Origin of the sequence: Salegentibacter salegens, from assembly GCF_900142975.1 — a bacterium.
In the GTDB taxonomy this organism is placed as follows: Bacteria; Bacteroidota; Bacteroidia; order Flavobacteriales; family Flavobacteriaceae; genus Salegentibacter; species Salegentibacter salegens.
In genome coordinates, this window is the sequence record NZ_LT670848.1 from 483,226 (window position 1) to 498,139 (window position 14,914).

Below are 14,914 nucleotides of genomic sequence, written 5' to 3' on the forward strand. Positions count from 1 at the left end.
TGAATTTATTAGTTGTTAAGGTAAAATTGTAATTCGGCAAGGGCGATCTGGAAATTTTTATAAGCCTCAAGCGCTTTTAGTTCTGATTGAACGGCATTGTCAAGATTCTGGATAAAAGCTACATATTCAATAGCACCTTCATTAAAAGCAAGAAGAGATCCCTGTCGCTGTTCTTCGAGCAATGGAAGTACTTCGTCCCTGTAAAATTCCCAGGAAGCCTTCCATTTTTTATAATTCTGAAGCTTAACTAAATATTCCGACTGCACCTGCTCTTTTGCAAATGCTGCTGACTCTTCTGCCATTTTTTTCTCGATTCTTGCTGCCTTGACGTCCGCATAATCAGAGCCGGAGAGAATAGGAATACTTATTCCTGCCTGGTAGCTGTAAAATCCGCTGGCACCGTTGACTTTCTGAAGCCCGTACTGCAAATTGAATTTCGGAAGGAAATCAGCTTTTTCTACAGAAACCAGTGCCTGGGCGACGGCGACTTCCTGCTCAGCCATTTGGAGCAAAGGATGTTCAGCCTGAACCTGGAGTTCTTCTCCTGGGAAAAATCCTGCTTCAAACTCATCAGGAACTCCGTAAACAGCATCATCGCCAAGCCATAAATTAAGTTTTTGAAGGGCGGTCATATAATCATTTTGAGCCTGTTGTTTTTCAATCTCTATCTCACTTATCCTATTTTGCGCGGTAAGCATTTCCAGGCGCGAAATAGCTTCCACTTCATATCGAAGATCTACCGATCTTTTCAACCTAGTATAAAGAGAATCGAGCCGTTCATACAAAAGATACTGCTGTTTTCCTAAGAAAGCTTTGCTCCAGGCTTTTTTCACCTCCCGGCTTACCTGCAGTTGAGAAAGATCGTACGATTCTTCAGCAAGATCAATTCGTTCTCCGGCTAATCTTTTCTTTGGAAGTATACCTAAAATATCAATGTTTTGTTGCTGGAACCCTATAGTTGTATAGATTCCTCTACTATCCCCAATTTCTTCACCTCCCGTAAATATTTGGGTTTGTCCCAGGTTCCAGGCCGAACTTTTAAAAGCCCGTTCTCGCGCAATTTCCCGGTTTTTATTTTTCAAAAGCGGATACTCCTGCAGTGCTAATTCCACAGCTTTTTTACGAGAAATTTCAGGATTTATCTGACTAATCTCCTGAGCCTGAAAAGTGGAGGGAACCGATAACAGTAGTACTGTAACAGCTACTCCTAATACTAATTTTTTATTGACGTTTACGTTTGTCTTTCTACTTTCTACCCACTGGTATAGGATTGGCAGAATGAACAAAGTCAATAAAGTTGAAGTGATCAAACCTCCAATAACTACTGTAGCCAGGGGTCTTTGAACTTCAGCTCCCGCCGAATTGGAAATCGCCATAGGCAGGAAGCCTAAAATATCTGTTAGTGCAGTTAATAGAATAGGTCTTATTCTGCGTTTCGAGCCTTTCATAATCCTTTCGTTGATGTTTTTTATTCCATCCTCCTTCAATTCGTTGAAGGCACTAATAAGTACCAGTCCATTAAGAACGGCCACTCCAAACAAAACGATAAATCCTACACCTGCTGAGATACTAAAAGGCATATCCCGAAGCCAGAGCGAAAACACTCCTCCAATAGCCGCAAGCGGGATGGCTATATAGATCATTGTCGTTTGTTTAAAAGATTTTAAAGCGAAGTAGATAAGGATAAAAATAAGTAGCAGCGCTATTGGCACAACTACCTGCAACCTCTTACTGGCTCTTTCAAAATTTTCAAAGGCTCCGCCGTATCTTATATAATAACCGGGCGGCAATTCGAACTGAGCATCCAGTTTTTTCTGTATATCTTCAACGACAGATTTAACATCCCGGTTCCTTATATTCACTCCAACATAAGTTCTCCTGTTTGTGTTATCCCGGCTAATCTGCATCGGTCCCGGTTGATAGCTAATGTCCGCAACTTCTTTTAATGGAACCTGAGCTCCAGAGGGTAATGTAACATAGAGATTTCGGATATTTTCTATGCTGGTACGATCTTCCTCCTGAAGTCTTACCACTAGGTCAAATCGCTTTTCCCCCTGAAATATTACGCCTGCTTGTCCGCCTGCAAAAGCAGACTGAACAAGGGTGTTTAGATCCTTGATCTGCAACCCGTATTGGGCGGTCTTGTTCCTGTTATAATTTATGGTAATTTGCGGCAGACCTGCTGTTGCCTCGACTTTCATATCTGCAACTCCTTCGACAGTACCAATTATTACACCCATTTCCTGAGCTTTACTGGCCAAAAGATCGAGATCTTCTCCGTATAATTTGACAGCTATATCTTCCCTAACTCCGGTGAGCAGCTCGTTAAACCGCATTTCCACTGGCTGGGTGAATTCATAGCTCACTCCAGGAATAATTTCAATGGTTTCCTTAATTTTTGCAATAAGCTCATCTTTTGTTGTTGCAGAAGTCCATTCAGATTTATCTTTGAGAATAATAAAACTATCTCCAATGTCCATCGGCATAGGATCTGTAGGTACATCTGAAACTCCAAAGCGCGTTACTACCTGCTCGATTTCGGGATATTCTGCCAGTAATAATTTTTCGATTTTCGTAGAAGTTTCTATTCCTTCATCAAGAGAACTTCCGGGTTGTAAAATGATATGAAAGGCGATATCCCCTTCATCCAGCTGGGGGATAAATTCTCCTCCCATCCTGGCAAACATAAAAACAGCCAGGGCAAAAAATCCAACTGCAAGACCGAGGATCATTTTTCCCCTTTTAAGGGACTTGTTCAATAGCGGCTCATATTTATTCTGAAGCCAGATGATCACTTTATCTCCAAAAGATCTTTTTGTGTTTTTGGGTTCTTTCAAAAAAAGAGCTGAGATCATTGGCACGTAGGTGAGACACAGGATCATTGCTCCCAACATTGCAAAAATAAAAGTAAGTGCCATTGGTTTGAACATCTTGCCTTCCACACCTTCCAGAAATAAAATGGGCAGAAATACGATAAGAATAATTAGCTGCCCAAAAAAGGCAGAATTCATCATCTTTTTTGATGATGATGCTGCGATCTCATTCTTTTCAGATTTAGTGAGTTCGTTTCTTTTCTTCATTCGTTGGGAGATCATAAAGACAGTGCTTTCCACGATAATTACCGCACCATCTACTATAATTCCAAAGTCAATTGCGCCCAGGCTCATAAGGTTTGCCCATACACCAAAAGCATTCATAAGAATAAAAGCAAAAAGGAGGGAAAGTGGAATAGTAGAAGCCACTATAAGTCCACCACGCCAGTTTCCAAGTAGGATGACCAGTACGAAAATCACAATCAATCCTCCTTCGAGCAGATTAGTGGTAACCGTGGAAGTGGTATCACTTATAAGTTCACTCCTATCCAGAAAAGGTTCAATGGAGACCCCTTCGGGAAGAGATTTTTGGATCTGGACGATCCGTTCCTTTACATTTTCAATGACTTTATTGGAGTTAGCACCTTTCAGCATCATCACCATTCCACCAACAGTCTCGCCCTGTCCATTTTTGGTAAGTGCACCGTATCTTACAGCACTGCCTATTTTTACATCGGCAACATTTTCTACGGTTATGGGAACTCCGCCGCGATTCGCAACTACGATCTTTTTAAGGTCGTCTACACTGCGGGCCAAACCTTCCCCACGAATGAAATTGGCCTGGTGATTTTTTTCAATGTAGGCACCTCCTGTATTTTGATTATTATTTTCCAGGGCAGTGAATACATCTGAAATCGTAAGACCTATGGCATTTAATTCTTCGGGATCTACAGCGACCTCAAATTGTTTAATTTTTCCTCCCACGCCGTTCACTTCTACAACGCCAGGCACCATCGCCATCTGTCTTCGAACGATCCAGTCCTGGATAGTGCGGAGTTCTGTAGGGGTATAATCATCTTTAAACTCGTCTTCGACCTCAAGGGTGTACTGGTAAATCTCTCCCAAACCTGTAGAAATAGGACCCATAGAGGGCTGGCCGAAACCTTCGGGTATTTCCTCTTTTACGGCATCTAACTTTTCAGCCACAAGCTGCCGCGGGAGGTAAGTACCCATATCATCCTCAAAAACAATAGTGACAACAGAAAGGCCGAATCTGGAAACAGACCTGATTTCATTTACTCCCGGCAAATTACTCATAGCAATTTCCACAGGATAAGTTACGAACTGTTCAATATCTTCGGTTCCCAGGTTAGGAGCCTGGGTAATCACCTGTACCTGGTTATTGGTAATATCGGGCTGGGCATCTACGGGAACCTGTAACATGCTCCAAATTCCAGCCCCGATGAGGACTACGGTAAGCAGCCCAATAATAAATTTATTATTGATCGAAAAATCAATGATCTTGTTAATCATAAAAAAGGATTTAATTCAATTAAAAATGTGATTGATCAAAGAATGATCAATATCAAAAGGACATAAGTATCCTGTGAATTGAATTAAACCCGGGGAGGCTGAAAGTGGGTATTGGGAATTTCTTCGCCAAATTTTTCTCCTTTTTGAACAATTAAGGTAGAAATGGCAGGTTCTAAGACTTCAAATGTAATGGTGCTGAATTGAATCACGTGGACATGGCAGCAATGGCACTGGCAGAAAGGTGGACATTCATCCTGTCTATCACTTTCCCGGTGATCTTGATCAGCATCAAATACTACTGAAAATTCTTCCTGACCATCATAAACTACGGCATCATCACAGGGGATGAAGTTAAGCCCCAGGAAATAAGCAGATAATATGATCGCCAGAATTTTCATATTATACAAAAGTATGAAAAGATTACTGCAATGGTTGTGCAAAACAAGGAGATCTAATCTATTGCAATTTTTTCTCTGACTGGTCCACCTATAATAGCTTCGGAAGATGCGCAGAGCTGGCGGATAATTTAATCTTCAACTACCACCGATTTCCTTATTTTTAAGAACACTCCCTTTTTCTAATTATCGAAACACTAAATTGGAATTTAAGTTTCTGATTCTTTTTAATATCATTGTCAGTTCAGTATCCTCTTTAGAAAATTAGTGTTGTAATATTAGTTTAGAGCAGAACCTCATAATTTACTTGTAATACTCTAGATAATATTTTAGATACATTTGCTGATATGATTTCTTAGCCAAATTTAAGATGATTAAGCCCCATATCTACCATAACTTTCGCCGGATCCTATGCTGTTTTTATAGTGTACGGGAAATTAAGCGTAAAGTAAAAAAAGCATAGGGGCGTTGTTCTATTTAGATAATGGGTTTCCTATTCTTCATATTTTCTTTTAAGAATATCTAGTTCGGTAAAATTAATATCTATTTTATAGTACGGCTTTCCAAAGGTAGGTTCTACTTTAGTTATCCCTTTGATAATCTTAGAGATCATTTCTGAAAATTCCCTTCGATCTTTTTGCCGTGCATTTTTAAGCAAATCGTATTCCTCCTGCGAAACTTTCCCATCTTCTAGCTCCCATTCCTCCTTGGTCAATCTTCTAATATTTGTTTCCTCCAGTGGTCTTGTTTTAGCCTCCATTTTTTCAGCTTTATCAAAAAGTCCTGCAAGCATATTATAAGTAGGCTTATGATATTTTTCTTCGTGCTCCCTGAGCAGGGCAATAATAAAATCCAATCGGCCAATTATATAATTATAAAGCCCGACATAGTGCCTAAAAATTGGACTCCTGGGATGAATCTTTGTGACTTCAAAAAAGTCCATCATATCATCCAGGCTTTCCGAATGAGAGGGAGCTACATTTTTTGAAAACTTACGAAATCGTGCTGCCGTGATACGATTAATACTAATTGCAGAAAACAGGCTTTTTCTATCTTTATTTGTTTCCATTACAGTAATTTTTTTCTTTGCTACTGGGCTTGTTCAGACAAAAGAACTGGTTTTTGCTCCATCGATCATTTTATTACATATTTTTAATAATTTATAAAGCACTGAATAACAGTGTTTTAAATTAAAGTATGGCTCCTAAGTATCCACTATGTACAGTAGATTATTCCCCTGTTTTCAGTAGCTAACGAATAATCCTTATTGTTTATACACCAGGGTTTTAAGTATTAAAAATCATAAATAATTGAATATCAGGAATTTGAAAATTGTAACCTTGCTTTAGCAGGTTACCCTCTTGCTATTCAAATTCCATCCGCTTCGCTTCTAAAATTTAAATAGCTTTTTCACATCACTAAATCACTAAAATCATGTGCTTAATGATCAGCCTTGGAACTCCTTTAAAATTTTCTAAAATCCATCTTTGACTACTTTCTCCCTTGATTCTTTTAGGGCTAAAATCTCTTGAGGAGGTAAGTCAAAAAAGTTAATAGCTGTAATCTTATTTCCCTGATTCATTTTCTAGTTTTGAGCTTCTAAAATTAGGCTATCAAACTCTTTTTTTGGCTTACTTCCGAATCCTCTTTTTTGGACGAACCTCTTTTTCCTAAGCTGTAGCTTTTGCGAAGGCGTGGAAAATGTGGTGAGGACTTTGTAAGTACTAATCATTCTCGCCAACTTCTACCTTCCCATTTAATGATATTGAACATTTCCGGCAACCGGTCTCCAATATGATGTCCATACCGGGCCGATATTGCTGAGGGGTTTTCATTGGTAGTCACAAAAGTTTTTAATCTTCGCTGGTGTCTTTCATAAAGCAATTTTCCGATGATCTCTTCCCGGTTATAGGCTTTATCTTCTTTACCCACATCATCCAGATAAAGTTTTCCGCGGTAATAATCTTCTAGTTTAAAAATGCTGTTTTTATTTTTTTGTGATTCGTAATACCTGGTAAGTAGGTGAACAGTTGAGATCCGAGGAAACCAAAGTTGTGTACTTCGGGTTCGATCCAGAATTATTCTTCCAATGTTATGAATGGCATCAAAAAGCGTGGATTTTCCTACGCCGTAACCTCCATACACCAACAATCCTTTGTCAAGTCCTGGTTTATTTTTTATTATACCAAACTCATTAAAATTAGGCTGTTGGAGGAAATACCGGAAAATGCTGAAAACTATATGTTGATTTTCCTCCGTTATTTGGAATTCGGGATACTGAGTGCGAAATAAATTCCAGAACACTTGTTTGCTAACCAGTGTTCGTTTAAAGTCAGGTTGCCTATTTTTTACAACAGGCTTTGATATAATATCTGGAAACTGGGTGCTAGTCATAACTCTGGATTTTATGCTGAACCTGTAAGTCCATTGTTTTAAGTCTCATCGGCTTATTACCCTGGGCGATCAACTGCCCGATTTTCTCTCTGAGTTTGTGGGTGCTTAGGATTATTCCTTTCCAAAATTCTTCAGAACCATTTAGCAACTCATAGGCAAGCTGAAGTTGTTCTTCTGAAACACCATCTTTTTCCAGCATCAATCGAATTGGCATCAAACAATCATCGAATCCCGCCTGGTCTACTTTTTTTGTTGGTGCGCCTTTATTTTTTAAATTTTTTAAAAAGAGTTGCTGAAATTTAACCGCCCAGTTGAAATAGACCAGGTAGTTTTCAGGAATTTCAGATTTATCAACTTTTAGAAATTCTTTTTTATTTAAAGTTTTAAGGTTTTTTAGTTTAAGGTTTAATTGTTTATCTATACTCGCAATGCTTCGGACTTGCTGAGTACAGTGCCCGGACACTGCTTTATGCAATGCTCTGTCCAATGCTTTAGGCGGTGCATTGGTATTTTTTACCAAAGCAATAATGTTGGAGGTGTATTGGTTTTTGCTTTTCTGTTTCCATTGAATAAAATTCCAATCCACTAGATCTTCAAGGGCGCGGATATAAGTTTTATAGTTCTTGATTCCCAAAGCTTCCATAGCCAGATCGGTAGGAAAGCCAAATGTTTCTTTCCAGCCTAATCTATTGCAGCGTTCTATGGCAAAAAAGTAAATAGCGGTATGTACGGGTTTAACTTTGTTAGGATGATTAAAACTGAAATCAAACCACGCCCTTGAAAATTCGTATCCGTTCATAGGAATAAAATTTATAAGTGGATTGAGAAACCGGTTCTAATGGATTGGGCTTAAATCAATAAGTGCCTGTTCAATTTCGCTTCGCTTATAATACACACGTCGTCCCAATCCATATGGTTTCAGTTTGCCCCGCTTGGTCCAGTGGTGTACAGTTGAAAGGTCAATTTTAAGCATTTTAGAAACTTCAGTTCTTGTGAGGTATTCTTCCGGTTCCTTTGGACGAAATTCTTGTTTAAGGATTTCAATTTCTTTTTTCACTCCAAGTAGAATAACGTTTACTAATTCTTCAGGAGTTGTCTGGTGTAGTTGGATAACTTTTTTCATTACATTGTGTTTTTTGGTTTACAATGCAAATCAATAAAATCTAATGGCATACCATTGGCATACTATGTCGTTAGTACGTCATAACTTTAACTTTTTCTTAAGTTAAGATCGGTTTATCCATTGTTTCAAATGGAATTCCAGCTCGTGAATTAAGGGTGTTAAGTCTGTGGAACGTTTTCTTATAGATTGAAGTTTTTCACGCTTGTCAAAAGGTAAATCTAATAGTTGCTGAAAAAAATCAAATACTTCTTTTTCGGATCCGCCATTAATTTTTTTAGCCTGGATAAGTGCTTTAATTAACTCGGCCAGTTCGAGAGGAGTACCCAGCCATTTAATACGATTTTCCTCGCGGAATTCTTTCAATTCCCGCTCTTGTAAAATACTATTTACTTTATAATGTTTATCAAGGCTGAGAATAGATTTTTTGAAATCTAGAGTGTCCTGTTGGGAATATTGTGGTAGCGGATTATGGAAGGTGAAAAATTCGGTGATAATATTATCCTTCTCTGGAAGATGAAATTCCTCCAGTTTATTATGAAAAGCTTGAATAAAATCATATTCAGTAAGTAGATGGGGTTGACTTTGTATGGGTAAGCTCGGTAAATTTTTATCGACAGCTAAGACTCCTGTTATTTGCTGAACAATAGCTTCAAATAATAGAAAGTGGTATTTTTCTTTTGTTTGTAACGGTACTCCTTTATAGAGTAGAGGTCTTTTATAAGTAGTATTGAAATAGGCCTTGACCTGGTAAGGCATGACTTTATAATTATTGATGAAGATTAGAATATCGTTATACAGGTCCCTCATAAAGATTTCCATATCAACCTTAAAATACCTTCCGTGGGCTTTCTTAAAATAAAAATCGTAAAATGCGGAATTGATATCGATTTCCTGGAATTGCTTTAAGGAACATAGCTTTAAAACTGGTAGCTGTAACTGGTTATATTCAATATTTTTCGGCTTCATCTTTTAGATCGATATGATTGGATTCACAATAATTCCCATTTAACTAAAATCAACTTTTAGCCGCCAGTTTTTCGTATAAATCTGCTATTTGCTGGGCACTATCCATAGCAGATTTTCCTATATATCCTAAGAACATTTTTTCCGTACTATGTGCGGTGATTCTCATTAATAATGGTGTTGGAAATATACCATATTGGTTAGTTGCAAAAGTCCTGCGGCATACGTGAGAAGTAATCAATTCGTGTTTGGGAAAAGTGCCGGTTATTTTTCTTTTAGTACCTTTCTCTTTATACCTGCCTTTTTCATCTTTTTCAAGTATTTCTCCGTTTTCACCAAGCATAACAATTTTTGCTCCTTCTGTAAGTGAATTTATTCCAACAGTTTTACATAGAATTTTTAAATCGTTATTAAAATTTTGAAGGGCTATTGGGTAGGGTAGTCCTTCCTTTAAAATTTCTTTTGTGGTGGGAAGTACAGGTATACTAACATTTTTGCCTGTCTTCTGTTGTTTCAGTTCAATTAGTTCCAAGCCATTTCTTGTGATAAAATTATCCTCTGATAGACGTAGAAGATCACCTCCCCTTTGACCAATATTGCAACCCAATAATAGCCATTTTCTGACATTCTTAAGACTATCAGATTCTAATTGGGCCTTTTCAATTTTAAGAAGTTCTTCAGGAGTTAAATAAATGATGAAGTCATTTTTTGTTTTTCCTCCTTTTACCTTCTTAAGTTGATGACTAACTTCTAAACCATTTATTTCAGCATCTGCACAGACTGACTTGAGATCATCAATTTTTTTTCTGGCATAACCTTCAGAATAATTTTGTGAACTGAGTAGCCAATCTAAAAATTTTCTACCAAATTTGATATCTACATCTTTCACTCGATACTTTTTAGCCCCTTGGTACTTTTTGAAAACGTTCAAAAGGTTTTTATAGGATTTAACCCTACTTAAAGAGATTCCCAAGCCTCCTCGAGCATTTTCTCGGGTATGAGAATGATCTATTAATTCTTGAATACAATCTGTTATTAAATCACTTTTAATTTCATCATCCACATGTTCATCTTCCTCTGGATTGTAAAAATTGTAAAGAATTTCTTTAAGCCAATTTTTCTGTTCAGGTTTGGGTTTTTGCTTCTTATACTTAGAAAGAAGAAAGTCTTCTAATTCGGACAGTTTTGAATTAACTTCGGCTATTTTTCTTTTGTCAACTGCATCTAAACCCCGCCTTTTATGCCTTGTAGTATTCCAATACTCTTTTGGAACCTCCAACTCTGTTTTAGCTTCAAATTGAAACTTTTTGTTATTATTATCCTTATCTTGTAGGCGCACTGTAAGTGGAGCATGTTGCCTTTTGGAACGGTAAAGAAAATATATTGTAGCCATAAGGATTTATTGAGTAATTATAAAGATAAGACATATTCATTTTTGTTGTACGCAAAATGTACGCACGAGGAAGAATATAAAAGAATTTTGCGCAATCCATAACAATTTAACCTGGGACAACATAGTGCCGTGAGCTGTTGATTTTACTAAGCTTATGCTGGTTTTTGTTGATATCGGAAACGAACTTAAAATTTTAAGGAAACACTACCGTCCCGAGTACTTAAAGCCTTGTTAATCATCTGATTTTCAAGGCTTTTTTGTTTATGTCAATTTCTAAATCTCTTTAGAATATTCTGTAATAAGTTTTTTAATTTATATTTAATCTGGAAAAGCTCAGAAGCTCACCATAAAGAATGTGCTTACTTATATTTTCTTTACAAAAGAAGTTGTTTTTATATTTGGCGCTTTTAAACCACATTTTAATGAAAAGAATTTTATTATTAGTACCGTTTGTTCTATTTGCGTGTTCTAACGGAGATGATCATTTAGGAGATTCTGATAACCCTATTGTAGGAAAATGGAGGTATAATGGTATTATAGAATATCCTGAAGAGGAAGAAACTATGGAGTCTGAAGCTTCTGAATGCTCTGAAAAAAGCACGCTTTATTTTAAAGTAAATGGCAATTTAGAAGCTGTTCATTATCATTCACCATTAGGAGATTGTGTTTTAAATGAAATGGCTACTACAAATTTAAACTGGGAGCAACTTTCCGAAGGAAAATATAGAATTAGTGGTGAGAATGGTAGCAATGTTCGAGATGAAATTGCTTTCCCTGATAGCAATACCATGCACATGATTTCAAATACAAACTATAATAAATTAGATGTTGTTATAGATAGAAAAGCTGAGGTTTATAAAAGAATAGAATAGTTGTTTGTCTTTTCAAATTAACTTTTTTTTAATCGCTTTACTTAATCTTCAGATAATATTTGAATTTATTGGAAGACGTGCATTTATTCGACAAATTTCGAAATACATTTACCGGGCTTTTCCATTCTTCCATCTTAGCTAATTTTTCTTCATCTCGAATGCGATTTATAATTATTTCAGCCAATCAACAATTTTCTTCCGGGTCTTCTACAGCGCAATGGTCGGCGTGGTAGGCATTTCTTTCTCCCATGGGTTTTTCTAATCCCACTGTGGTGTCGTAGCGAGTTTGATGTTCCATTTCTGAATTTATTTCGGCGCCCATAAGTACAATAAAGGCGGTTAGAAATAGCCATAACAATAAAATAGCTACTGCGGCAAAACTTCCGTAGAGATCTGCATAGCTACCAAAATTAGCTACATACCAGGAGAATAACATAGAACCGGCAAGCCAAAATATTGCACCAATTATGGCTCCCCAGCTCACCCAGATAAACTTGGGGTTAGTTCTATAAGGAGCAATTTTATAAATCATAGTTAAATTAAGAATTAAAATAAATCCGAGAAACACCCAGCGAAACCATTGCAAGATGGCTTCGAGACTGGGGTTTAATCCCAGGTTTTTTACCAATAACGGAAAGAAAATAACAATTAATAAACTAATAAGTCCAACAAATAAACCGCCCGTGGTAAAAAGTAGGCTAAGAAGGTTTTTTTTGATAATGCCCCTTCCATCAATTTCGTCGTAAGCAATATTTACACCTTCAAAAAGAGCATTTGTACCCTTGTTGGCACTCCAAATACTTACTGAAATACTTATTAACAAACCCCAGCCAATTTCCTTTCTGGATCGCTTGAGAATAGGTTCCAGGAATTCGGTGATCATTCCAAAAGCCTGTTTGGGTAAAATTGAACTTAAATGTGCAATCTGACTTTCAATTTCGGAAGGCTCTAAAACCAGGCTATAGATAGAGATTGCTGCAATAAAAGTTGGAAAAATAGCGAGAAAGAAATAAAAAGCTACGCCGGCTGAAATTATTTGAACATGATCTAACTTCATCTCCTTAAAAACCCGTTTCCCAATATCTATCCAGCCAGATATTGGAATTTGATGAGGCCATTTTGCCTCTTCTCCACGATATTTTCTTTTTCTCTTGGTTTCACTCATTATTTATAATTATGCTGGAATGTAAATTTATACCCCTAGCATAGGTTTTCCAAAATCTATAGGGATTTTACTCGATAATCGAAATTTAAATGCTCCGTCCCGAAGCACCGGGATGTCTCGAATCAAAACGTTTTTCTTATAAAATGCCTCGTGGGCTTGCCCCGAGGTAGTTTACTTATTAGTTCTAAGAATAAGTAGAAATACTATCGTTATAAGGGACTACAATAGGGAGACCCTGGTCTCTCATTAGATTCAGAGGAATTTTCACAAGCGATAAACAAAAGAAGAATTGCTATTAGTCCTGAAATTTGGAGTTTCATTTTTACAACATTTGTTAGGGGCTAATATATAAATTTAAGATAATATTAACTATCTGTAGCTGGTATTTGTTAAGAATGTGTGTTTTAAGTGATCACTAGGTTTTATAATTTTGTAATAAGAAAAAAGCTTGAAATTTTGTAGAAACTGAAATTAAACCCCATTTTTCTAAATAGATGTGCTGGAACCCTCGGGCGGATAACTGGATTTGTTTCTAAGGGCATCAATTTGTTCCCTGGTAAATTGTGGAAGCGGCATTTCGCGTTCCTTTTTTAGGTTTTCTACTGCAGCTTCAGCTTCAGCTGTTTTTTCTTTAGAAAGTCCCTGGTCTTTTCCGAAGTAAATAGTTTGTGAAGGGAAGGCGAAATCGGTACCGCTACGCTCTACAACATCCATCATTCTTAGCATAAGATCTTCCCTAATTTCCATAAATCCACTAAAGTCTAAAGCATCCAGATAGGCAAAAATTTCAACATCTAAAGAATGTGCCCCAAAACCAATAAAACGAATTCTTGCAGGTTCTTCATAAACTTTGGGATGAGCATAAAGTACTTTTCTTAACTCGGTAAGTAAATAACGTAGCTGGTCAGGTGAAGTTTCGTATCTAAAATTTAGGACACTTACAAATCTAAACCTATCCCGATGCGCATAATTTTCAATAGTATCTGAAGAAAATGCTCCGTTGGGAATGGTTACCACGGTGCGGTCTAATGTGCGAATTCGGGTAGATCTAATACCTATTTTTTCAATATTTCCAGTTACTTCTCCTACCCGACAAAAATCACCTACCCGAATTGGCCTATCGGCAATTAAGGTTATACTTCCCACAAAATTTTCTATGGTTTTTTGGGCACCCAGGGCCAGTGCGATACCACCAATTCCCAGGGCGGCCAAACCAGTCGTAACGTCAATGCCAATTGCGCCTAAGCTAAATATAATACCAAAAATTACAATGGCTATTTTAGCAGCCCGTTGAAGAAATAATACTATTGAAACTCCCGCCGGATTACCGCGTAATAGCATTTTTTCCTGACTAAACTTTCCAATAAAATCAGATAATCGCCAGAGAAGAATAAGGATGGCCACAATGCCTACTATTATGGTGATCGCACTAAATTTTTGGCGTAAAATAATAGATAGTTCAAGGTTTCTGGTGAGGGCCACAAATATCCAAACGGCAACATATAATTTTAAAGGAAGTTTAACGGCTGTAATTATTCCTGAAATTGGTTCTTCTCTAATTCTTTTCCATAGTTTTTTTAGAAGAAAGATTAGTGCAGAAATAACCAAAAAAGATATTAAGTAACTTAAACCAATAAGTAACAAGGCAACTATCCATTGACCTGCGGGGACACCGCCCCAAAGATACTTATTAAGAACCCCGGGAATTATTTGATCTACAAGTGCAGAATTTTGAAGGCTAACCGAGCTTATAGCTCCAACAGTTTCAGCAGAAAAAAGCCAGATTGGATTTCCTGTTTCATCCTTGTGCTGTTTCAAGAAAATCTCAATTAACTCATCGTCAGGATTTATACTTCCTACTTTCTCCAGGTTTGGTTCAAAATCATCATCGGTTTTTCCTTTAGGATCATCACTAATTAAATAATAGGGTAAAATACTTCCTTTTTGATCGAATAAGCGTTGTAAAACCAGGACTAACCGTTCCTTTTCTTCTTCCGAGTTAATAGTCTCGGGAAAATTGAGATATCTCGCGGCGCGATTATAATTTTGCCCGGCCATAGCATTTATAAATCCGTTTACCGTACCTCGTGGCGTTCTTCTGCCTAAAATATCCTCAGGAATCTCCTGGGAGGCAGCTTCATTGTTTTGAGTGTTTCCTAACGGAAACTGGGCTTTAACAGGTAAACTGCTAATTAGTAGGAAACCGATTAGAAATATGAATTTCAGATAAAAAAGATCAATTTTTTTCTTCATAACTGGCATT

At 37.2% G+C, this 14,914-nt stretch carries 11 protein-coding genes; 1 reads left to right on the forward strand and 10 read right to left on the reverse strand.

What is annotated here, in order from left to right; translation table 11 throughout:
* Nucleotides 1-8: 8 nt before the first annotated feature.
* The 8 genes from B5488_RS02105 to B5488_RS02140 all read right to left on the reverse strand — a co-directional run bounded on the left by B5488_RS02105 (nucleotide 9) and on the right by B5488_RS02140 (nucleotide 10,614).
* Nucleotides 9-4,346 carry a CusA/CzcA family heavy metal efflux RND transporter gene (locus tag B5488_RS02105; protein WP_079733767.1) on the reverse strand — a complete coding sequence of 1,446 codons (4,338 nt, stop codon included), beginning with the start codon at nucleotides 4,344-4,346 and terminating at the stop codon, nucleotides 9-11.
* Nucleotides 4,347-4,429: 83 nt separating this feature from the next.
* Nucleotides 4,430-4,744, reverse strand: a complete 315-nt coding sequence (locus B5488_RS02110) for a DUF6660 family protein (protein ID WP_079733768.1) — start codon at nucleotides 4,742-4,744, stop codon at nucleotides 4,430-4,432.
* A 490-nt stretch (nucleotides 4,745-5,234) separates the two neighbouring features.
* Nucleotides 5,235-5,810, reverse strand: a complete 576-nt coding sequence (locus tag B5488_RS02115; protein ID WP_079733769.1) for a BfmA/BtgA family mobilization protein — start codon at nucleotides 5,808-5,810, stop codon at nucleotides 5,235-5,237.
* 659 nt (nucleotides 5,811-6,469) lie between these two features.
* A complete protein-coding gene (locus B5488_RS02120; RefSeq protein WP_079733770.1) occupies nucleotides 6,470-7,135 on the reverse strand; it encodes a P-loop NTPase family protein in 666 nt (221 codons plus the stop codon).
* Nucleotides 7,128-7,934, reverse strand: coding sequence for a hypothetical protein (locus tag B5488_RS02125; RefSeq protein ID WP_079733771.1), 807 nt, complete (start codon nucleotides 7,932-7,934; stop codon nucleotides 7,128-7,130). The genes B5488_RS02120 and B5488_RS02125 overlap by 8 nt, the downstream gene beginning before the upstream one ends.
* A gap of 36 nt (nucleotides 7,935-7,970) precedes the next feature.
* Nucleotides 7,971-8,258, reverse strand: a complete 288-nt coding sequence (locus B5488_RS02130) for a helix-turn-helix domain-containing protein (RefSeq protein WP_057480593.1) — start codon at nucleotides 8,256-8,258, stop codon at nucleotides 7,971-7,973.
* A gap of 102 nt (nucleotides 8,259-8,360) precedes the next feature.
* The gene (locus B5488_RS02135; protein ID WP_079733772.1) at nucleotides 8,361-9,224 is read right to left on the reverse strand and encodes an RteC domain-containing protein; all 864 of its coding nucleotides are present in this window, start codon (nucleotides 9,222-9,224) and stop codon (nucleotides 8,361-8,363) included.
* Between the two features lie 49 nt (nucleotides 9,225-9,273).
* The gene (locus B5488_RS02140) at nucleotides 9,274-10,614 is read right to left on the reverse strand and encodes a phage integrase SAM-like domain-containing protein (protein ID WP_079733773.1); all 1,341 of its coding nucleotides are present in this window, start codon (nucleotides 10,612-10,614) and stop codon (nucleotides 9,274-9,276) included.
* Between the two features lie 422 nt (nucleotides 10,615-11,036).
* Between B5488_RS02140 and B5488_RS02145 the strand changes: the two genes are divergently transcribed.
* Nucleotides 11,037-11,486: a hypothetical protein gene (locus B5488_RS02145; RefSeq protein WP_079733774.1), complete on the forward strand. Its 450-nt coding sequence runs from the start codon at nucleotides 11,037-11,039 to the stop codon at nucleotides 11,484-11,486.
* Nucleotides 11,487-11,670: 184 nt separating this feature from the next.
* Here B5488_RS02145 and B5488_RS02150 read toward each other — a convergent pair whose 3' ends face one another.
* Together B5488_RS02150 and B5488_RS02155 are read right to left on the reverse strand one after the other, a co-directional pair.
* On the reverse strand, nucleotides 11,671-12,651 hold the full coding sequence (locus B5488_RS02150; RefSeq protein WP_079733775.1) for a YihY/virulence factor BrkB family protein: 981 nt from the start codon (nucleotides 12,649-12,651) through the stop codon (nucleotides 11,671-11,673).
* A gap of 486 nt (nucleotides 12,652-13,137) precedes the next feature.
* Nucleotides 13,138-14,904 carry a mechanosensitive ion channel family protein gene (locus tag B5488_RS02155; RefSeq protein WP_079733776.1) on the reverse strand — a complete coding sequence of 589 codons (1,767 nt, stop codon included), beginning with the start codon at nucleotides 14,902-14,904 and terminating at the stop codon, nucleotides 13,138-13,140.
* Between the last annotated feature and the right edge of the window lie 10 nt (nucleotides 14,905-14,914).

What these genes read in the sequence shown, in the direction of transcription:
- B5488_RS02105 (WP_079733767.1), bottom strand. Translation starts at nt 4,346, where the DNA reads ATGATTAACAAGATCATTGATTTTTCGATCAATAATAAATTTATTATT.
- B5488_RS02110 (WP_079733768.1), bottom strand. Translation starts at nt 4,744, where the DNA reads ATGAAAATTCTGGCGATCATATTATCTGCTTATTTCCTGGGGCTTAAC.
- B5488_RS02115 (WP_079733769.1), bottom strand. Translation starts at nt 5,810, where the DNA reads ATGGAAACAAATAAAGATAGAAAAAGCCTGTTTTCTGCAATTAGTATT.
- B5488_RS02120 (WP_079733770.1), bottom strand. Translation starts at nt 7,135, where the DNA reads ATGACTAGCACCCAGTTTCCAGATATTATATCAAAGCCTGTTGTAAAA.
- B5488_RS02125 (WP_079733771.1), bottom strand. Translation starts at nt 7,934, where the DNA reads ATGAACGGATACGAATTTTCAAGGGCGTGGTTTGATTTCAGTTTTAAT.
- B5488_RS02130 (WP_057480593.1), bottom strand. Translation starts at nt 8,258, where the DNA reads ATGAAAAAAGTTATCCAACTACACCAGACAACTCCTGAAGAATTAGTA.
- B5488_RS02135 (WP_079733772.1), bottom strand. Translation starts at nt 9,224, where the DNA reads ATGAAGCCGAAAAATATTGAATATAACCAGTTACAGCTACCAGTTTTA.
- B5488_RS02140 (WP_079733773.1), bottom strand. Translation starts at nt 10,614, where the DNA reads ATGGCTACAATATATTTTCTTTACCGTTCCAAAAGGCAACATGCTCCA.
- B5488_RS02145 (WP_079733774.1), top strand. Translation starts at nt 11,037, where the DNA reads ATGAAAAGAATTTTATTATTAGTACCGTTTGTTCTATTTGCGTGTTCT.
- B5488_RS02150 (WP_079733775.1), bottom strand. Translation starts at nt 12,651, where the DNA reads ATGAGTGAAACCAAGAGAAAAAGAAAATATCGTGGAGAAGAGGCAAAA.
- B5488_RS02155 (WP_079733776.1), bottom strand. Translation starts at nt 14,904, where the DNA reads ATGAAGAAAAAAATTGATCTTTTTTATCTGAAATTCATATTTCTAATC.